10 protein-coding genes, 1 pseudogene and 1 riboswitch are annotated in these 20,245 nt (G+C 62.4%); of the genes and pseudogenes, 4 read left to right on the top strand and 7 right to left on the bottom strand.

The genetic code is table 11. The features are described 5' to 3' along the window. Positions 1-283 precede the first annotated feature (283 nt). From ACYYKW_RS18865 to ACYYKW_RS18855, 3 genes are read right to left on the bottom strand one after another with little or no spacing between them, the layout of a single operon-like run. On the bottom strand, positions 284-1,048 hold the full coding sequence (locus tag ACYYKW_RS18865) for an ABC transporter ATP-binding protein (RefSeq protein ID WP_464990818.1): 765 nt from the start codon (positions 1,046-1,048) through the stop codon (positions 284-286). Then, complete coding sequence (locus ACYYKW_RS18860) at positions 1,045-2,061, bottom strand: FecCD family ABC transporter permease (protein ID WP_418951627.1); 1,017 nt, start codon at positions 2,059-2,061, stop codon at positions 1,045-1,047. Before ACYYKW_RS18860 ends, ACYYKW_RS18865 begins: the two co-directional genes overlap by 4 nt. Then, positions 2,058-3,071, bottom strand: coding sequence for an ABC transporter substrate-binding protein (locus ACYYKW_RS18855; RefSeq protein ID WP_464990817.1), 1,014 nt, complete (start codon positions 3,069-3,071; stop codon positions 2,058-2,060). Before ACYYKW_RS18855 ends, ACYYKW_RS18860 begins: the two co-directional genes overlap by 4 nt. Positions 3,072-3,213: 142 nt before the next feature. After that, positions 3,214-3,407, bottom strand: a riboswitch (cobalamin riboswitch). A gap of 212 nt (positions 3,408-3,619) precedes the next feature. On the opposite strand from ACYYKW_RS18855, the pseudogene ACYYKW_RS18850 reads away from it, so the two are divergent. Continuing rightward, a pseudogene (locus ACYYKW_RS18850) lies at positions 3,620-3,988 on the top strand (ParD-like family protein); the annotation flags it as partial. Then, positions 3,985-4,776: a type I methionyl aminopeptidase gene (gene map / locus ACYYKW_RS18845; RefSeq protein WP_090284083.1), complete on the top strand. Its 792-nt coding sequence runs from the start codon at positions 3,985-3,987 to the stop codon at positions 4,774-4,776. The pseudogene ACYYKW_RS18850 and the gene map, both read left to right, overlap by 4 nt. Before the next feature lie 80 nt (positions 4,777-4,856). Here the strand turns inward: map and katG are convergent, their stop codons facing one another. Continuing rightward, positions 4,857-7,127, bottom strand: coding sequence for a catalase/peroxidase HPI (gene katG, locus ACYYKW_RS18840; protein ID WP_464990816.1), 2,271 nt, complete (start codon positions 7,125-7,127; stop codon positions 4,857-4,859). A 150-nt stretch (positions 7,128-7,277) separates the two neighbouring features. Beyond that, the gene (locus ACYYKW_RS18835; RefSeq protein ID WP_464990815.1) at positions 7,278-9,488 is read right to left on the bottom strand and encodes an LTA synthase family protein; all 2,211 of its coding nucleotides are present in this window, start codon (positions 9,486-9,488) and stop codon (positions 7,278-7,280) included. Between the two features lie 356 nt (positions 9,489-9,844). Here ACYYKW_RS18835 and ACYYKW_RS18830 point away from each other — a divergent pair, with 356 nt between their 5' ends. Further along, positions 9,845-10,861: an ABC transporter substrate-binding protein gene (locus tag ACYYKW_RS18830; protein ID WP_464990814.1), complete on the top strand. Its 1,017-nt coding sequence runs from the start codon at positions 9,845-9,847 to the stop codon at positions 10,859-10,861. 243 nt (positions 10,862-11,104) lie between these two features. Here ACYYKW_RS18830 and ACYYKW_RS18825 read toward each other — a convergent pair whose 3' ends face one another. Together ACYYKW_RS18825 and ACYYKW_RS18820 are read right to left on the bottom strand one after the other, a co-directional pair. After that, positions 11,105-12,457 carry an efflux transporter outer membrane subunit gene (locus ACYYKW_RS18825; protein ID WP_464990819.1) on the bottom strand — a complete coding sequence of 451 codons (1,353 nt, stop codon included), beginning with the start codon at positions 12,455-12,457 and terminating at the stop codon, positions 11,105-11,107. Positions 12,458-12,546: 89 nt separating this feature from the next. Further along, the gene (locus ACYYKW_RS18820; RefSeq protein WP_336355554.1) at positions 12,547-13,341 is read right to left on the bottom strand and encodes a helix-turn-helix transcriptional regulator; all 795 of its coding nucleotides are present in this window, start codon (positions 13,339-13,341) and stop codon (positions 12,547-12,549) included. Positions 13,342-13,812: 471 nt separating this feature from the next. Between ACYYKW_RS18820 and ACYYKW_RS18815 the strand changes: the two genes are divergently transcribed. Further along, the gene (locus tag ACYYKW_RS18815; RefSeq protein WP_464990813.1) at positions 13,813-20,223 is read left to right on the top strand and encodes an amino acid adenylation domain-containing protein; all 6,411 of its coding nucleotides are present in this window, start codon (positions 13,813-13,815) and stop codon (positions 20,221-20,223) included. Positions 20,224-20,245: the final 22 nt, after the last annotated feature.

The raw sequence follows: 20,245 nt of genomic DNA, 5'->3' as shown, positions 1-20,245 counted from the left end.
GAGGGATTGATCCGGGTGTGGGAGCGCAGCGACCGTACGACGAAGTCGTACACAGCGGAAGTAGGTGCAGCGAAGCAAACCGTAGCCGCTGCGCCCGGAGCGATCCCGCAGCGAAGGGACCCGAGCCTGCGAGGGCCGTACGTAGGAGCAAAGCCTTTTGGGTTACCTTTTTGGCGTTTGAAAAAGGTGACCCGCTGTAAGAGCGGAACCCTAAGCCGCCGTTACCGCAGCAACGGATATGTACCCAAAACACCACAGCCCAAGCAGGCTCGCCCTCCCAAAGTCACGAGTGAAAACGCAAAATCTGCTCACCATCAAACGGATCAGTCAAATACCGCCCCCGAACCCCAAACGTCTCCAACAAACGCTGCGGCGTCAGCACTTCCAGCGGCTTGCCCAGCGCCACCAACTCCCCCCGCTCAAGCACCGCCAGACGATCACACTTGAGCGCCTGGTTCAGATCATGCAGCGCAATCAACGTAGTCACCGGCAACGCTTTCACAACACTGAGAATCGTCAACTGATGCTGAATATCGAGATGGTTGGCCGGCTCATCCAGCAACAGAATCTGCGGCCGCTGCGCCAGTGCACGGGCAATGTGCACCCGTTGTCTCTCACCCCCCGACAGGCTGCGCCAGACGCGCTGACGCAAGTGCACCGCATCGACATCCACCAGCGCCTGCTCAACGATGGCAGCGTCCGCAGCCGACCACGGTTGCAACGCCGACAACCAAGGCGTACGCCCCAGCGCCACCGCATCGAACACGCGAATGCCGTCATCGGTGTCAGCCTGTTGCTCGACCACCGCAAGCGTCTGCGCAACGCTGCGGCGCGCCATTTTGCTCAGGCGCTGACCGTCGAGCAGTACCTCGCCAGCGCTCGGCTCGCGCAGGCCGGCCAACAGCTTCAACAAGGTCGATTTACCCGCACCATTCGGCCCGACAATGCCCAGGGTTTCGCCGCGTTGCACCTGCAGGCTGACAGCCTTCAGCAACTCGGCGCCGCGCACCTTGAAACTCAAGTCTGAGCAACTCAATACCGCGTTCATCGCGCCGACCTCCGGCCCACCAGAATCAGCGCAAACACCGGCGCGCCGACCAGCGCGGTGATCACCCCGACCGGAATCACCTGCCCCTTGATCAGGGTGCGCGACAACACATCGGCGGCAATCAGAAACACCGCGCCGCCCAAGGCACTCGCCGGCAGCAATCGAGCATGCCCGGTGCCGAGCAACAACCGCGCCGCATGGGGGATCACCAGGCCGACAAAACCGATCGAACCGACAATCGAGACCATCACGGCCGTGACCAGCGCCGCGCAACCGATCAGCAGAATCTGCACGCGGCGCACCGGTATGCCGAGCGACGCCGCCGAATCCGCGCCAAAGGTAAACGCATCCAGCGCCCGCCGATGCCACAGGCACACGACCAGCCCGAGCAGGGCCACCGGCACCGCCAGCCACACCGACGGCCAGCGCACCCCGCCGAGGTTGCCGAGCAGCCAGAACATGATCCCGCGGGCCTGCTCGGAACTCGCCGAGCGAGTAATCAGGAATGCGGTCAGCGCATTGAACAATTGCGAGCCGGCAATCCCGGCCAGAATGATCTGCCCGGTACCGTTGGCCGAACCACTGACCCGTGCCAGCAGAATCACCAGCACGAATGCCGTCACCGCACCGGCAAACGCGCCGGCCGACAGCGACACCAGCCCGGCACCCACGCCAAGCAAGGCGACCATTACCGCGCCAGTCGAGGCCCCGGCGGAGATGCCCAGCAGATAAGGATCGGCCAACGGATTGCGCAACAGCGACTGCAAGATCACCCCGCACGTTGCCAGCCCGGCGCCGCAGGCAGCGGCGACCAGTGCGCGGGTCAGGCGGTAATTCCAGACGATGCCTTCATCGATCGGGTCGAGCACATAACCGGCGCCCCACAGCTTGTTGGCCAGCACTTGCAGCACCACGCCCGGCTCGATCGAAGTCTCACCGATCGCCACGCCGCCGATAAGCGCAACCGATAGCGTCAGCAGTACCAGCAGCGAACGGATCAGGCGTCTGCTCATGGCGCCAGGTCGTAGGCATTGATGGCGGCGGCCAGTTGCGCCAGGCCGTCGAAGGTGCGCAGGCTGGCCTGCATGGCCATGGCATCGAGGATGATGATGCGGTTGTGTTTCACCGCGTCCATGTTGCGCGTCACCGGGTCGCTGCGCAGGAACGCGAGTTTCTTCTGATAGTCGTCAGCCGGGAAACGCCGACGATCCATGCGCGCGATGACCAGGAAAGTCGGGTTGGCTTTGGCAATGGTTTCCCAACCCACGGTCGGCCATTCTTCATCCGACTCGACCACATTGCGCACACCCAGGGTGCTCAGCATGAAATCCGGAACGCCTTTGTGCCCGGCCACAAACGGCTCGATGTCCATCTCGGCGCTGGAAAACCAGACCACAGCGCTGACATCCTTGCGCTGCTGGGTTTTCGCCGTGGCGATCGACTGCGCGAGGCTGGCCTTGAGTCGTTCGTTGAGCCGTTCGCCACGCGCCTGCACATCGAAAACCTGCGCCAGTTGGCTCACGCCTTTGTAGATGCTGTCGATGCGAAACGGCGCCAGCCGCGTGCCATCGGAGCCGACGAGGTTGTCCTTGGCTTCGCAATCGGAGGGCAGCAGGTAGGTCGGAATCTTCAACTCATGAAACTGCTCGCGGGTGCCGACCGCACCTTGCGGGCCGACCATCCATTCCAGCTCCACGGCGACCAGTTCCGGGCGCTTGCCGATCACCGCTTCGAAGCTCGGTTCGTTATCAGCGAGGCGCTCTATCTTTTCGTTCTGCGCCTTGTATTGGGGCAGCACGTCGTTGAACCACAGCGAAGTGCCAACGACTTTGTCGCTCAGACCCAGGGCATAGAGCATTTCCGTGCCGGCCTGGCCGATGGTGATCGTGCGTGCCGGGGCGTGCTGAAACGTCAGGCTGCTGCCGCAGTTCTCGATCGTCAGCGGATAAACCGTGGGCGCCGCTTGCGCCAAGGCACAGAGGCCCAGACTGGTGAACAGGGTGGCAATACGGGGCAGCAGCATGGGGCAGTCTCCAATGGAACCGTACGGGGAGGGCGGGTACGGTTTGGAAACACACCATCAAGCGCCATCAGGAAATAACGCAAGGCCGGTCATCACGCGAAAAACGCGCACGGCACGATGTCCTTCCCGGACACCCCGCCGGTTAGTAGTCATTGTGCCGGCAGGTCTCCTGACTGATGCGTCATCGCCTGGCTCCGGCCTTCCCGGGGGTTACCCAGTGGCAGTCGAGGAGCAGGCTCGGCACCTACAGTTGCGGGGGCAGTTCCGATCGATGCTGAACAAGCACCTCGGATTCCCTATTAATCCCATGCGGAAACCGGCGGCGGCATGGTAGACGATTTGGGGGGATGAGGGGGAGATGAATCTTTTGAAAAGCCCCTCACCCTAACCCTCCCGAAACGTCGGACCGCCCGTAGGGAGAGGGGACTGACCGCGGTGTTTGGGCGACATATGGCCACACCGAGTACCGAGCTGAACACAAATTCAGAAGCTAACGAAGATCGGCTCCCTCTCCAGGGGGAGAGGGCTGGGGTGAGGGGCGGGGCCACCACAAGTCCAAAGCCGACCGCATGCCTCTAGCCACCCGCCTGCAGATCCTGAAAAAAACAAACGTCACAACCCGGATTTGCAATCCGCGAACCCCCAACGCTAATATACGATCCATATACATTCCGTATCGGATTACCTCCATGGGCATCGTAAAAATTTCCGAAGACATGCACGAAAACCTGCGCATCTCCAGCAATGCACTCAGCCGCTCGATCAACGCGCAGGCCGAGCACTGGATGCGCATCGGCATGCTCGCCGAGTTGCACCCCAACCTCGACCACAGCGCGATCTGCCGTTTGCTGATCCGCGCCGAGCAGAATGGCGGGCTCGACCTGCACCAACTGACACAGGAAGTCGCCCTCGCATGAGAAACCAGATCAAGCTCAACACCCCGGCCGAGATCGAAAAATCCCGCGCGGCCGGCAGACTGGCTGCCGAAGTGCTGGCCATGCTGGTACCCCACGTCAAGGCCGGGGTGACCACCGATGAACTGGATCGGCTGTGCAACGACTACATCGTCAACGTACAGAAAGCCGTTCCGGCCAACGTCGGTTATCACGGCTTCCCGAAAACCGTCTGCGCCTCGGTCAACGACGTGGTCTGCCACGGCATTCCTTCTGCTACTCCGCTGAAGGATGGCGATATCCTCAACCTCGACATCGCCGTGATCAAGGACGGCTGGTTCGGCGACACCAGCCGCATGTACGTGGTCGGTGAGGCCACGCCTGAAGCGCAACATCTGATCAAGACCACCTATGACGCCATGTGCGCAGGTATTCGCGCGGTCAAACCGGGCGCCACGCTGGGCGATATCGGTTACGCGATTCAGAGCCTCGCCGAAAAGGAAGGCTTCAGCGTGGTGCGCGAGTATTGCGGCCATGGCATCGGCAAGATCTACCACGATGAACCGCAGATTCTGCATTACGGCTTTCCCAATCAAGGGATGAAGCTCAAGGCGGGAATGATTTTTACCGTCGAACCGATGCTCAACGCCGGCAAACGCCACGTGAAGAACATGCCCGATGGCTGGACGGTGCTGACCAAGGATGGCTCGCTGTCGGCGCAGTGGGAGCACATGGTGGCGGTGACGGAGACCGGGTTTGAAGTGCTGACGGCGTGGCCGGATCAGATCGAGGGGTATGCGGCTATCAGTTGATACTGCGTTTGGCGGTCAGAATTCGTGAAATCCAACGCATAAAAAACGCCGCTTGAACAAGCGGCGTTTTCTTTTGGCCGTTACTTCAGATCGAACCGATCCAGGTTCATGACCTTCGTCCAGGCCTTGACGAAGTCATTGACGAACTGCTGTTGTGCATCCGCACTGGCATACACCTCGGCCAGCGCGCGCAACTGCGCATTGGAACCGAACACCAGATCCACCCGGGTTGCGGTCCATTTCGGCGCGCCGGTCTTGCGGTCCCGTCCTTCGAATTCATCAGCATCGCGCGTCGTCGGTTGCCACTCCACGCCCATGTCCAACAGGTTCGTGAAAAAGTCATTGCTCAGCGCTTCGGGTTTATCGGTGAAGACACCATGCCGGGTCTGCCCGACGTTGGTATTCAACACCCGCAGGCCGCCGAGCAGTACGGTCATTTCCGGGGCGGTGAGGGTCAGCAGTTGCGCCTTGTCGATCAGCAGGGTTTCAGCCGCGACGGTGTATTTGCCTTTGCTGTAGTTGCGGAAACCGTCGGCAATCGGTTCAAGGAAGCCGAACGATTCGACATCGGTCTGCTCCTGCGAGGCATCCACGCGCCCGGGCGAGAACGGCACGCTCACTGAATGACCAGCGTTCTGTGCGGCTTGCTCGACCCCGGCATTGCCGGCCAGCACGATCAGGTCCGCCAGCGAGATTTTCTTGCCAGTGCTTGCGCCATTGAATTCGCTCTGAATGCCCTCCAGGGTTTGCAGCACATGGGCCAGTTGCTCTGGCTGGTTGGCTTGCCAGAACTTCTGTGGTGCCAGACGCAAACGCCCGCCGTTGGCACCGCCACGTTTGTCCGAGCCGCGGAAGGTCGAGGCCGCCGCCCACGCCGTTGAGACCAGTTGCGCAACCGACAGGCCTGAGGCGAGGATTTTGCTTTTCAGCGCGGCGGCGTCGCTGTCGTCAATCAACGCATGGCTGACGTCCGGCAACGGGTCTTGCCAGAGCAATTCTTCGTTGGGCAATTCCGGGCCGAGGTAGCGTGACAGCGGGCCCATGTCGCGGTGGATCAGTTTGTACCAGGCGCGGGCGAAGGCGTCGCCCAATTGCTCGGGATTGGCCAGGAAGCGTCGCGAGATCTGCTCGTAAGCCGGGTCGAACCGTAGCGCCAGATCAGAGGTGAGCATGGTCGGCGAGAGCTTTTTGCTCGGGTCATGGGCATGCGGAACCGTGCCGGCGCCGGCGCCGTTTTTCGGTTGCCACTGATGCGCCCCGGCCGGGCTCTTGGTCAGTTCCCACTCGAAGCCGAACAGGTTTTCCAGGTAGTTGTTGCTCCAGCGGGTGGGCGTGGAGGTCCAGGTCACCTCCAGACCACTGGTGATGGTGTCTGCGCCCTTGCCGGTGCCGAAGGCATTTTTCCAGCCCAGGCCTTGCTGTTCGAGGCCGGCCGCTTCCGGTTCAGGGCCGACGTTGTCGGCCGGGCCGGCACCGTGGGTCTTGCCGAACGCGTGGCCGCCCGCAATCAGCGCCACGGTTTCTTCATCGTTCATGGCCATGCGGCCGAAGGTTTCGCGTATGTCTTTGGCCGAGGCGACCGGGTCCGGGTTGCCCTCGGGACCTTCCGGGTTCACATAAATCAGGCCCATCTGCACCGCAGCGAGCGGGTTCTCCAGATTGCGCTCGCCCTGATCGGTGCGGCTTTCTTCCTTGCCGTGCAGATCCGGTTCGGCTACCAGCGTACCGTCACCGGGTTCCTGTACCGGGCCGTTGCTCTTGCCGTAACGATTGTCACCGCCCAGCCATTCGGTTTCCGACCCCCAGTACACGTCTTCATCCGGTTCCCAGACATCGGCGCGACCACCGGAAAAACCAAAGGTCTTGAAGCCCATGGATTCCAGCGCGACGTTGCCGGTGAGCACGATCAGATCGGCCCAGGAAATGTTGCGGCCGTATTTCTGCTTGATCGGCCAGAGCAGGCGGCGGGCCTTGTCGAGGCTGACGTTGTCCGGCCAACTGTTGAGCGGGGCGAACCGTTGCTGACCGGAGCCGGCGCCACCGCGACCATCGGCTGTCCGGTAGGTGCCGGCGCTGTGCCAGGCCATGCGCACGAAGAGCGGGCCATAGTGACCGAAGTCCGCCGGCCACCAGTCCTGAGAATCGGTCATCAATGCGCTGATATCTTGCTTCAGCGCCTGAAAATCCAGGCTATTGAACGCCTTGGCATAGTCGAAGTCCTGGCCCAGCGGGTCAGACTTGGGCGAGTGCTGACTGAGGATTTTCAGGTTCAGTTGATTCGGCCACCAGTCTCGGTTGGTCGTGCCGCCACCGGCGGCATGGTTGAACGGGCATTTCGATTCGCTTGCCATGTTCGAGTCCCTATCAGGTCTGCTGCGGCCGGCTGGTGCCGACTTCGGACTTGTAAGGCTAGACCCGACTTGGCAAACCAGCTAATAGCGCAGGTATTGCGCGCCGATAGGCAAACTCTCTCAGCGCCGCGCTGCTTCGGGTCAGCGGGATCAGCTCGATTGCGCCGTGTCGTCATCGGGCACATCGTCGAGAATGTCCTCTTGCCCCGGCAGTTCAGTGATCACGCTGAAGTCACTGACTTCCACCGCGCCTTGCCCGTAACCGAGCAAATGAAACGAAAACGCCTTGCGCTGTTGCGGGTTTTCAAAGCTGAAGTCCATTTCCAGCGGCTGATCCGCCGTTGCGACCATTTCCGCCGGTAAGCCCAGCTGCACGTCCTGTTCGAACTCCTTGGCCTTGAGTTGTATGTACGCCGCTTGCTGCGGGTCGACCGCGCGCACGGTCAGGCGGACGCGAGTGTGCGAGCCCTTGGGCATTTCCAGGTACTGCGCACCGATCAGGTTGTCGGCCCAGTCATCCTTGATCTGCGCTTGCAGCGGGATGATGTTGTTGCTGCCGAACTGGTAGCGATGATTGAGCGGTGTGCGCAGCAGCGACAGGTCCAGGGCATTGGCGCGGGCGGCGATCTGCCGGGCCGGATGACCGCTGTAGCGACCCTTGTAAATGGCGCTGTCGGCGATGAAACCAGCGCTTTCGTAATAGCGGCAGCGGCGCGGCATGTCGCATTCGGAGAAGATGCCGCGGCCATCGTGATAGCGCAGCTTGCCATTGGTGAATGACATGATTTCGCGGCCGGAATCATAGTCACGGAACAGCGAGCGACCGCTCAGCGCGGAGGGCACTGGCAGGTCGAAGTAGTCGAGGATCGAAGTGCTCAGATCGACGTGACCATAGACACCTTTGTTCAGGCGCGGCAGTTGCGCCTGCTCCGGTGCCAGGGTCAGGTTGAACCCCCACGAGGAGGCCAGACGCACGCCGTCGATGCCATGGGATTCGTCCGATGTGATCACCACCAGCGTGTCCTTGAGCACGCCTTTGCGTTCCAGGCCACTGAGAAACTGATCCAGCGCATCGTCGAGATAACCGACGGCGGCCTGCTTCGGCGTTTCGTAACGCTGCAGATAATCGTCCGGTGCGGAGTAGGGCTGGTGAGTGCCCACGGTGAGCAGGGTGAGCATCCACGGCTGTTTGTGTTTCTTCAACTGGCCAACGTAATCCAGCGCACCCTCAAAGAACGCCTTGTCATCCTTGCCCCATGGAAATACCAGATAGTTGCTGTTGCTGAACCATTCCAGCCCATGGGTGGCATCGAAGCCGATGTGCGGCATGATCTTGTCTTTGGCCATGAAGCGCAGCCCGGCACCTTGCAGGTAATGCGTGCTGAAACCGTGGTCACGCAGTTGTGCCGGCAGACAGGCCTGATTGCGCTCGTTGAGGGTGAGCATTTCCACGCCTTTGGGCGTGCCGTTGTTGAGTTTGTCGTAGTCGCCGCAGAGCATGGCGTACAGACCGCGAATGGTCTGGTGCGTGTGCAGCACGTAATCCGGAGTGTTCATGCCGCGCTCGGCCCAGCGGCTGAGGTTGGGCATCAGGTCTTCCTGGTAATGACTGCCGATGGCCTCGCGGTTGGCGCGGATGTAGGCGCCGGGAATGCCCTCCAGTGCGATGATCAGCACGTTGCGCGCCTGTCCCGGTGCGGTCAGCAGTTTTTCTCCGTTTAGGTCGACATCGGTCAGCCCGGCCATCGCCGGTGCGGGTTCTTCGGCATCGCCGTCCAGCCATTCCTCGGCGCGAATCTGCAGGTCCGCCACTTCACTGGCGAGCAGTTGATGCGGCAAGTTGTACAAACGCCACGGGTCGGCTTCGTTCGGCCACAGGTTCTGCGCGCCCCAATGCGCAGCGAACAACACCAGCGGCGCGCCCCAGACTGCACGGGGCAGAGGCGTGAGCGGTCGGTCGCGGCCGGCGAAGCGGGTCAGCAGCCACACCAGTAATGCCAGCAGCAATGTCAGGCCCAGTGCGGGGTGCGCCAGGCCGCCGCCGGTGGAGTTTTCCACGAATTGCGGGTCGACCAGGTAATGAATGTCGGAAGGCGTCGGCAACCGACCGACCGCGCTGACCAGTTCCGCGGTCGCCACCGCCAGCACGCTCCACAACAGCAGCACCGGCAGAGCCAGCCACCACGCACGGCGATGCAGCAAAACCAGCAACAGGCTGCCCACGGCCAGATCCGACAGATAACCCAACGGGCTCGACCAGCCCAACGCCGCGCGCAGGCTCATCGGCACAATCAATACCAACAGCAGCAGAGAAAACAGTCGGGCGTGTGGTTGCCGCAACCGGTTGAAAAGAGCGCTCACAAAAAGACCTTCCAGCCATCAAATCGTCATAAAAGTGTGGGCGATGATAGCAAGGCTCGGCCATCTGATTGCCTTTTAAAACGCTCGGGTGATGCGCAGGGACGAGCGCTGGCGCGAATGGAAAAGCAACTGGAAACCCCTATGGTTGCTGGTGGAGCGCGGCGAACGGCCTGTTTGCCGATGGGGATTTTCCCGGGGTTTTATTGTGTCAGGCTGTTAACGTTCGACGTTGTAGCAGCGCAAGGCATACGCTCAGCGTCCAGTGCTATCGATATGCAATAAAGATATTTAATTTCTATTTTTTATAGCGATAAAGTCAGGCCTTTCAGCAAACCACCCCCTGCTGCGAGGTTGTCATGCCCACACCGTTGAAACGTTCCGCATTGACCCTGTTGGCCGCCGCCCTGGCGGGCACAGCGTTGTTCAGCTCGGTCGCTCAGGCCGAGGGCAAGATCAGCATCGCCCAGCAGTTCGGCATCGGTTATCTGATCCTCGACGTGGTCCGCGACCAGCAACTGATCGAGAAACATGGCAAAGCCCAGGGCCTGGACATCGAGGTCGACTGGAACAGCATTTCCGGCGCCACCGCGATGAATGAAGCGCTGCTGACCGGTTCGCTCGACGTAGTCTCGGCCGGCGTGCCGCCGATGCTCACCGTGTGGGATCGCACCAAAGGCAAACAGAACGTCAAGGCCATCGCCGCGCTCGGCTCGATGCCCAATTACCTGCTGACCAACAATCCGAATATCAAAACCCTCAAGGACTTCAGCGACAAAGACCGCATCGCCGTACCGGCGGCAGGGGTGGGCTTCCAGTCGCGCACCTTGCAGATCGAAACCGCCAGGCTGTTCGGTGATGCCCAATACAAGAAGTTCGACGACATTTCCGTCAGCCTGCCGCACCCCGATGCGACGGCCGCGCTGATCGCTGGTGGCTCGGAGATCAACTCGCATTTCTCCAGCCCGCCGTTCCAGTATCAGGCGTTGCAGAACCCCAATGTGCACAAAGTGCTGAGCTCCTACGACGTACTCGGCGGCCAGGCGACGTTCAACGTGCTGTACACCACGGAAAAATTCCACGACGAAAACCCCAAGACCTACAAGGCGTTCTACGACGCCCTGGCCGAGGCCGAGAAAATCATCAAGGCTGACAAACCGGCAGCGGCCCAGGCCTATATTCGGGTCGAACAGTCGAAGTTGCCGTTGGCGCTGGTGGAGCAGATCGTCAACGACCCGGAGATCGACTTCACGGTGGTGCCGCAGCGTACGTTTATCTATGCCGAGAAATTGCAGGAATTGGGCGTATTGAAAAACAAGGCGGGAAGCTGGAAGGATTACTTCTTTGAAGAGGCGCATGGTGGGGCGGGGAGTTGATGTTCCGCGCCAGGATCAAAAGCCCCTCACCCTAGCCCTCTCCCAGAGGGAGAGGGGACTGACCGAGGTGCATGCGAGAGATACGCCAACCTGCGATACCGAGTCGAACGAAAGTTTTGAACGGCCCACAAATCGGCTCCCTCTCCAGGGGGAGAGGGCTGGGCGGGCGGCGTTCCGATGAGGGGTAGCTCCACCCTGAAACTCAAGCCGAACACCCATGCTCATCATGGAAACCACCGCAGATCACCGCGCCACCGCTTCACCTGCCCGCCAGCCACCACCCAACGCGGTATAGAGGTTGACCTCAGCCACCAACTGCGCCAGCCGGTCGCTGATCAAGGCTTGTTGCGAAGTGAACAGCGAACGCTGCGCATCGAGGAATGTCAGGCTGCTGTCGACGCCGTTGCGATAACGGTTCTGCGCGAGGTTGTAGTAATCCTGGGTGGCCTGGACCAGATCGCGCTGGGCCTGCAGCTGCTGTTCATAGGTGCTGCGCGCCGCGAGTCCGTCGGCGACTTCCTGAAACGCCGTTTGAATCGACTTTTCGTACTCGGCGATGGCGACGTCTTTCTGCAGCCGGGCGTAATCCAGACTGGCGCGCAGGCTGCCGCCATTGAAAATCGGCAGGCTGATCTGTGGCTGGAATGTCCACGCGCCGGAGCCTGCGCTGAACAGCCCGGAAAGATCGCGACTGGCGGTGCCAGCATTGGCCGTCAGGCTCACGCTGGGAAAGAATGCTGCACGGGCTGCGCCGATATTGGCGTTGGCGGCCTTGAGCTGGTATTCGGCCTGGAGAATGTCCGGGCGCCGTTGCAGCAGATCCGATGGCAGCCCGGCCGGCAGTGGCGATACCAGTTCACTGGCCAGCGGGAGCGCCGGCAATTGCGCTGGCACCGGCGCGCCGACCAGCAGCGTCAGGCTGTTCAGATCCTGTGCGACCAGACGCTGGTAGCGCGCCAGATTGACCCGCGAACTGTCGACGCTGGTGCGTGCCTGCGCTTGTTCCAGCGCTGAGGATTTGCCCGCTTCGCGGTTGCGCGTAGTCAGGTGCAGGCTTTGTTCGTCGGCAGCGAGGGTGTCGCGGCTCAGTACCAGTAACTGCTGATCGGCGCGCCAGGTCAGGTAGGCATTGGCGACGTTGGCCACCAGACTCAGTTCGGCGCTGCGCCGCGCCTGTTCGGTGGCCAGCCAGCTTTGCAAGGCCTGTTCGCTGAGGCTGCGCACCCGACCGAACAGATCCAGCTCATAGGCGCTGATGCCCAGGTTGACCGTATACGCCGAGCTGATCTGCGCCGGGCCGCCGGTGACGCTGGACGGCATGCGCTGGCGCAACTCGTTGGCATTGGCCGCCACCGCCGGCACCAGGTCGGCGCGTTGAATGCGGTATTGCGCCTGGAACGCCTGAACATTCAGCGCTGCCACGCGCAGGTCGCGATTGTTGACCAGCGCGCTTTCGATCAGTTGCCTGAGCGCTGGGTCGTTGAACAGCGTGCGCCAGTCTGCATGGCGGGTCGCTGGCTGCGTTGCAGTGGGGTACTGCGCAGCAGTCGGCAATGGCGGTTGGTGATAATCCGGAATCAACGAACACCCGGCCATCAGCACAACCGTGCACAGCACGGGCAGGCGCAACCCGGACTTCGCACAACTGCGTTTGCGCGCCAGACGCGGTAACGCTCGAGACCCGTTCAAGCCCCGGCCATCCATTTCGCCAGCCCATGCCTTCCGCTGACGCCGAGCTTGGCCGCGGCACGCTTGAGATAGGTTTCGATCGAGCTGTTCTTGACCCGTAGTTTTTCCGCCATTTGCGGCACGGTGCCGCCGGTCAGCAGGCCCAGACAGACTTCCTTCTCGCGTGCCGACAAGACGACGTCACTCAACGCCAAACGCTCATCGAAGACTTGCGACAGCGGCGCCTGATCCAGCTCGGCCAACGCCGGGCGAGGCTGGCGGGCGAGGCTCTGACGGGTCATTTGCGCATGCCGCTCGATCAGCGGCAGCAAGGTGTCGGAGAGGCTTTTCAGAAAGGCCAGTTCCGGCAGGGAAAACACCCGCTGGGTGTGCGGCCGGTACACCGAGATCACGCAACGGCGATTGGAGGTGCGCGACACCAGATTGCACTGATGCACGCCGTGTTGCGGATGGCGCGGTAACAGTGAAGCTTTCAGCTGAATAAGCAGCGAGTCGTTCATCTCGATCATTTTTTGCAGCAGCGGATGATCATCCGGCCGTTCGAGCGTCGCGTGGCAGTGGCTGGCCACAGGCAGGCCCGCACAGCCCAGCGGCTTGATCTCGACCACACTGGCCTGGCGCTCATCCAGCGTCCATTCACTGAGGTCGAGGCGGTTGACCGGCACCAGCGTGTCCACCAGCTGGAACATGTTGCTGGCGAAATGATCGTCGCCGGTACTGGCTATCAGCTCTCCCAGTTGCCAGTAGAAGTGCGGGTTTTCCATGTTGCGAATACTGCCGGTCAGATTCATATCCTTCTCATCCCTGGTTCAGAGTCATCACCGTTTCGTCTGCCGTTCATGCACACGCGACCACTCAGTCATTGCTCCTTGAACTGATCTGCAGCGCAATTAAACCGATGCATTTGTCCTGCGTCTGTAGGGGAAAACAGGGACACAAAATGCCACTATTTCCGCCGACCTGCCGGGGCCAGGATTGCGCCTGTTATCCGCCTGCGTGACTGACGGGTCACATCAGGCGCCCGGAATGTCGGCAGACGAGCTTTTTCCGGTGCCGACTGCCCGGCGAAAAGCACTACCGTGGCATGGTGTTTTTCCTACAGATTTTTCAGCCGTTACTCCACCAGCCGGGCAGGGCATGCCCACGCACAGGCGGTCAGGGAAAGCGGGGCAGGGGCGCGCTGCGCTTGTCCGGGTTTCAGGTGTCATGCCGCGAGCGGGGCCGATGCTTGAATACCCGGCAAATCACATGAGATGGATCTTATGCAGCCTACTTCTGCTCCAGCAGCGGACGATCTGTCCGTGCCTTGCGAAACCTTTGCGCTGACCGCCGCCCAACGGGATATCTGGCTGGATCAACTGAGCCGTGGTGATTCGCCGCTGTACAACATAGGCGGTTATGTCGAGCTTGACGGGCCGCTGGATCAGGCACTGATGCAGGCAGCGCTGGAATCGCTGATCGCCAGCCACGACGCATTGCGCACCGTCTTGCTGCCTGATGTCGGCGAGGATGGCCTGCCCCGGCAAGCTTTTTTGCCGACGATGGCGGTGGCGATGCCGCTGTTTGATTTTTCCGGTCTCGACGATGCGCACGCGGCGGCGCAGGCATTGCTGCAACAGCAGATGGAGCAGGTCTATCGCCTCAATGGCCAACCGCTGTTGCGCTTCAGTCTGATTCGCCTCGACGAAGGGCATCACTGGCTCGCGACTCAGGCGCATCACCTGATTCTCGACGGTTGGGGCTTTGGTCAGATGCTCAAGTCGCTGGGCGAGATTTACAGCGCGCTGAGCCAGGGACAAACACCTGCGATGTCGGCGCCGTCCTATGTCGATTTCATAGCCGACGACGCGCGCTATCAGGGGTCGGATCGCCACGCCCGTGATCGCGATTATTGGCTCGACAAGTACCATACGCAGCCGGAGCCGTTGCTGCTGCCGCGCCATCGTCAGGACTCCAGCCAACGGTCGCGGCCGTCGCAGGCGCATGTGCAAGCGATGCCCGCGTTGCTGCACCAACGCATGCAGCAAGCGGCGCAACGGTTCGGGGCGTCGGCGTTTCACGTCCTGTTGGCGGCGTTGCATGTGTATTTCAGCCGCACGGCGCAGCGTGACGAGTGGGTGGTGGGCCTGCCGATTCTCAACCGCGCGGGTGCGCGTTTCAAAACAACGCTCGGCATGTTCGCCCAGGTCAGTGCGGTGCGCCTGGATTTTGCTCAGGATTTGCCGTTTGCGCACTTGGTGCGGGCCATCGCGACTCAGCTGAAACAGGACCTGCGCCACCAGCGTTTTTCCCTGAGTGAAATGAATCGCGCGCTGGGTCTGCTGCGCGAGGATCGCGCGCAGTTGTTCGAAGTGTCGGTGTCGTACGAGCAGGACGATCACGACTACCGTTACGGCGCGGCCTCGGCGCACACCGTCAAGGTCTCCAATGGCCATGAAGCGACGCCACTGGCGATTCATCTGCGCAGCAATCGCTTCAACGATCAGGCGTGGCTGCATCTGGTCTACGACCAGGCGTACTTTGACGCCACGGACGTTCAAGCGCTGGGCGCACGCTTGCTGTTGATTCTTGAGCAGGGGCTGGAGCAACCGCAGCTGTCGACGGCGGATTTCTGCCTGAGTACCGCCGACGAATCGCGGCAGTTGCAGCAATGGAACGACACGCGGGTGGACTTTGCGCAAGGCCGAACGGTTGCGCAACGCTTCGCCGCGCAAGTTGCGCAGCGCCCCGACGCTGTCGCCGCCATTCATCAAGGGCAGCCACTGACGTACGGCCAGCTCGACAGTCAGGCCAATGCCCTTGCCCGACACCTGATCGAACTCGGTGTACAACCCGATGATCGCGTCGCCATCGTCGCCCGTCGTGGTCTCGATACGCTGGCGGGACTGCTTGCCGTGCTCAAGGCCGGCGGCGCTTATGTGCCGATCGATCCGGTGCAGCCGAGCGAGCGCTTGAGCTATTTGCTCAGCGATTGCGCCCCCCGGGCAGTGCTGACGCAGAGTGATCTGCGCGCTCGCTTGCCGCTGTTGCGGGTGCCGGTGATCGAGCTCGATCAAGCCGATTGGCCGACCGCCAACGAGGCTGACCCGGTGGTGGCGGGATTGACCGACGCCAACCTCGCTTACGTGATTTACACCTCTGGTTCCACCGGGCTGCCCAAAGGCGTGATGGTCGAACATCGCGCGTTGGGCAATCTGATCGACTGGCATTGTCAGGCCTTCGACCTCGGCCCCGGTCAGCACACGTCCAGTCTCGCCGGGTTCGGCTTTGACGCGATGGCCTGGGAAGTCTGGCCGGCGTTGTGTGGCGGTGCGACGCTGCATTTGGCGCCGGCCCATGAGGGTAGCGAAGACATCGATGCGCTGCTGACGTGGTGGCGCTCGCGACCGCTGGATGTGAGTTTCCTGCCGACGCCGATCGCCGAATATGTCTTCAGTCGCAAACTGCAGCATCCGACCTTGCGTACGTTGTTGATTGGCGGTGATCGGCTGCGCCAGTTCAATCGCGCGCAGTCGTTCGAGGTGATCAACAATTACGGCCCGACCGAGGCCACGGTGGTGGCGACGTTCGGCAGAATCGAGCCCGGACGGGCGCTGCATATCGGTAGACCGGTGAGCAACGCAACGGTGTACGTCCTCGACGAACAGCAGCGGCCGCTGCCGATCGGTGTCACGGGGGAGCTGTACATCGGCGGCGCCGGCATTGCCCGTGGTTACCTGAATCGCCCGGACCTGAGCGCTGAACGCTTTCTGCGCGACCCGTTCAGTACCGACCCGGCGGCACGTCTGTATCGCAGCGGCGATCGGGTGCGTTGGCGCGCCGATGGCACGCTGGAATATCAGGGGCGCAACGACGACCAGGTAAAAATTCGTGGGGTGCGGGTCGAGCCGGGCGAAGTCGAGGCGGCACTGAGTCGTCACGAGGCGATTGCGCAAGCGGTGGTGCTGGCGCGCGACGGGCAGTTGCTGGCGTGGTTCAGCGAACGCCGGCCGGTGGATATCCTTCAGTTGCACACGTATCTGCAGGCTCGCCTGACCAGCGCCATGCTGCCGCAGGCGTATGTGCGCATGACGGCAATGCCGCTGACCGCCAATGGCAAAATCGACCGCAAGGCCTTGCCGGCACCGGGGCCGGACGCGCTGATCCGCCGCGACTATGAAGCGCCGCAGGGCGATGTCGAAAACGCTCTGGCGCAAATCTGGCAGGAACTGCTGCAGGTGCCGCAGGTCGGGCGCCACGACCATTTCTTCGAGCTGGGCGGGCATTCGCTGCTGGCGGTGCACCTGATCGAACGCATGCGGCAGCTCGGCATGAGCTGTGATGTGCGCGTGTTGTTCGGCCAACCAACGCTGGTCGCGCTGGCGGCCGCGGTCGGCAGCGGGCGCGAGATCGACGTGCCGGCCAATCGCATACCCGCTGGATGCACCTCGATCAGCCCTGACATGCTGCCCTTGATCGCACTGGATCAGGCCAGCCTCGACCGCGTTGTCGCCAGCGTGCCCGGCGGCGCGGTCAATGTGCAGGATATCTACCCGTTGGCACCTTTGCAGGACGGCATCCTCTATCACCACATCACCGCCGCGCAGGGCGATCCGTATCTGCTGCAGTCGCATCTGGCCTTCGCCAGTCTGGAACGCGTCGAGGCCTTCGCCGACGCCTTGCGTACGGTCATGGCCCGGCACGATATTCTGCGCACCGCTGTGATCTGGGAGGGGCTGGTCACGCCGGTGCAGGTGGTGCTGCGGCACGTCGAGCTGGCGGTGCAGGAAATCGACATCGACCCGGCGCAGGGCGACGTGCTTGAGCAATTGCATCAGCGCTGTGATGCGCGCCGCTGTCGCCTGGATGTCAGTCAGGCACCGCTGCTGCGCTTGCTGGTGGCGCGCGACCCGTTGAAGGAACGAGTCGTCGGTGTGCTGCTGTTCCATCACCTGGCGCTCGATCACATTGCGCTGGACGTGCTGCGCGGCGAAATATCCGCCAGCCTTGCCGGGCAACGCGAGCCTTTGCCGCCGGCGGTGCCGTACCGCAACTATGTCGCGCAGGCGCGGTTGGGCGTCAGCGAGGCCGAACATGAGGCGTTTTTCCGCGAAATGCTCGGCGATATCGATGAGCCGACGCTGCCGTTCGGCTTGCACGATGTGCAAGGCGATGGCCGTGGTATCGAAGAATCGCAGCAACCACTGGCAGGCGAACTGGACGGCCGCCTGCGGCAGCAGGCCCGCCGGCTCGGTGTCAGCGTCGCCAGCCTGATTCACCTGGCCTGGGCGCGCGTGTTGGCGGCGACCTCGGGGCAGGAGCGGGTGGTATTCGGCACGGTGCTGATGGGGCGCATGCAGGGCGGCGCGGGTGCCGACCGTGCGCTGGGGGTGTTCATCAATTCCCTGCCGTTACGCGTCGATGTTGCAGCGCCCGGGCGAACCGCGGTGCAGGCCACCCATCGGTGCTTGACCGGATTGCTCGGCCACGAACACGCATCGCTGGCGCTGGCCCAGCGCTGCAGTGGTGTTGCCGCGCCGGCGCCGCTGTTCAGCGCGCTGCTCAATTATCGCCACAGCGAACGGCAGCACGGCCAGGCCGAAGGGCCGCACTGGCCAGGCATCGAAACCCTGGCCAACGAAGAACGCACCAACTATCCGCTGACCCTCAGCGTCGACGACTTTGGCGATGGCGTGCAATTGACCGCCAGGGCGGTCGCCAGCATCGGCGCGCAACGCATCGCTGATTACATGCACCTTGCCCTGGGCGGGCTGGTCGAGGCACTCGAGCAAGACTCGGATCTGCCCCTGGACCGACTGCCGATCCTCTCGCCGGCAGAGCGCGATCAGTTGCTGACCCGATTCAACGCCACCGCAGTCGATTGCCCGATCGAGCAACCGCTGCACAGGTTGTTCGAACAACAGGTGCAACGCCGGCCGGATGCGATTGCGTTGCAGGCCGGCGAGGCGCAACTGAGCTGGCGGCAACTCAACGAACAGGCCAACCGTCTGGCCCATCACCTGCGTGAACAAGGCGTACGCCCGGACACGCGGGTGGCGATCTGCGTTGAGCGCAGTGTTGAACTGGTGATCGGCCTGCTGGCGATTCTCAAGGCCGGTGGTGCCTACGTGCCGCTGGACCCGGACTATCCGCTGGCGCGCTTGCAGTTCATGTTGCGCGACAGCGCGCCGGTGGCGGTGCTGCTGCATGCGGCGACCCGCGATCTGCTGGGTGAAACGGATGTATCCGTGGTTGACTTCGATCGCTGCACCTGGGACGAGGCGCCGAGGGACAATCTGCAAGTACCGGATCTCGGTGCATCGAATCTGGCGTACATGATCTATACCTCGGGCTCCACCGGCACGCCGAAGGGTGTGATGATCGAGCACCGCAGTGTCTGCAACCTGATGCACTGGGGCTCGCAGATTCGCCCGCCAACCACGGACGGCGCGCTGTTGCAAAAGGCTCCGTTCAGCTTCGACAGCTCGGTGTGGGAGATTTTCTGGCCGTTGAGCGCCGGCCTGCGGCTGGTGCTGGCACGGCCTGACGGTAATCGCGATTCGGCTTACGTCACGCAAGTGATTCGCGAGCAACGTATCAGCGTCGTCAAGTTTGTCCCGGCGCTGTTGCAGCAGTTTCTCGAACAGGATGATGTCAGCACCTGTACCAGTCTCACCGACGTATTCTGCGGCGGTGGCGACCTGACCGTTGCCATGGCCCGTGCCGTGCGCGAACGCCTGCCATGGGTTCGTCTGCACAATGTCTACGGCCCGACCGAAACCACGGTCGACAGCAGCGCCTGGACTCTGGAACCCCACGAGCCAGTGCCCGAGCGGGTCATCCCGATCGGCAAGGCACTCTGCAACACGCGGCTGTATGTGCTCGATCGCAACGATCAGCCGGTGCCCTTGGGCGTCAGCGGCGAACTGCACATCGGTGGCGTCGGCGTCGCGCGTGGCTACCACCAATTGCCGCAGATACAGGCTGAGCGCTTTGTCGACAGTCCGTTCGTGGCCGGGGATCGTTTGTATCGCAGCGGCGACCGGGTGCGCTATCAGGCGGACGGCAACCTCGAATTCCTCGGCCGCACCGACTTCCAGCTGAAACTGCGTGGCCTGCGTCTGGAGCCGGGAGAAATCGAAGCGCGGCTGATCGCGCATGCCGCCGTTCGCGAGGCGCTGGTGCTGGTACGCGACGAGCGGCTGGTCGCGTACTTCACCGTGGCTGACGGTCACGTTGCACCTTCGATCGAGGCGCTGCGCGAGCACGTCTTGCAGCAATTGCCCGAATACATGGTGCCCGCCGCGTTCGTGCGGCTTGCCGCCATGCCGCTGACGCCCAATGACAAGTTCGACCGCAAGGCGTTGCCGGCCCCCGGTGCCGAACACTTGCTCAGCCGCGCCTACGTGGCCCCCGAAGGCGACATCGAACAGGCGGTCGCGCGGGTCTGGGCCGAGACGCTGGGCATCGAACAGATCGGGCGCAACGACAATTTCTTCGAGTTGGGCGGGCATTCGTTATTGGCGGTGAGTCTGGTGGCGCGCATGCGTCAGGCCGGGCTGCACGTCGATGCCCGCACGCTGTTCAGTCAGCCGACGCTGGCCGCACTGGCGGCGCAGACCTCACGGCAGACGCACAAGGTAAAAATCGCGCCGACCACCATTCCACAGCTCAACCGCAAGCGCCGGATCTGACCCGGCAAGGGATCTCTGCGCG

It is taken from the genome of Pseudomonas sp. 15C, from assembly GCF_055484735.1.
The sequence above is the reverse complement of the archived record's forward strand: the minus strand, read 5'-3'. Positions and strand labels throughout refer to the sequence as shown.

Bases quoted from the DNA above. Each gene is read 5' to 3' on its own strand.
- ACYYKW_RS18865 (WP_464990818.1), bottom strand. From the start codon at position 1,048: ATGAACGCGGTATTGAGTTGCTCAGACTTGAGTTTCAAGGTGCGCGGC.
- ACYYKW_RS18860 (WP_418951627.1), bottom strand. From the start codon at position 2,061: ATGAGCAGACGCCTGATCCGTTCGCTGCTGGTACTGCTGACGCTATCG.
- ACYYKW_RS18855 (WP_464990817.1), bottom strand. From the start codon at position 3,071: ATGCTGCTGCCCCGTATTGCCACCCTGTTCACCAGTCTGGGCCTCTGT.
- map (WP_090284083.1), top strand. From the start codon at position 3,985: ATGAGAAACCAGATCAAGCTCAACACCCCGGCCGAGATCGAAAAATCC.
- katG (WP_464990816.1), bottom strand. From the start codon at position 7,127: ATGGCAAGCGAATCGAAATGCCCGTTCAACCATGCCGCCGGTGGCGGC.
- ACYYKW_RS18830 (WP_464990814.1), top strand. From the start codon at position 9,845: ATGCCCACACCGTTGAAACGTTCCGCATTGACCCTGTTGGCCGCCGCC.
- ACYYKW_RS18825 (WP_464990819.1), bottom strand. From the start codon at position 12,457: ATGGCCGGGTGTTCGTTGATTCCGGATTATCACCAACCGCCATTGCCG.
- ACYYKW_RS18820 (WP_336355554.1), bottom strand. From the start codon at position 13,341: ATGAATCTGACCGGCAGTATTCGCAACATGGAAAACCCGCACTTCTAC.
- ACYYKW_RS18815 (WP_464990813.1), top strand. From the start codon at position 13,813: ATGCAGCCTACTTCTGCTCCAGCAGCGGACGATCTGTCCGTGCCTTGC.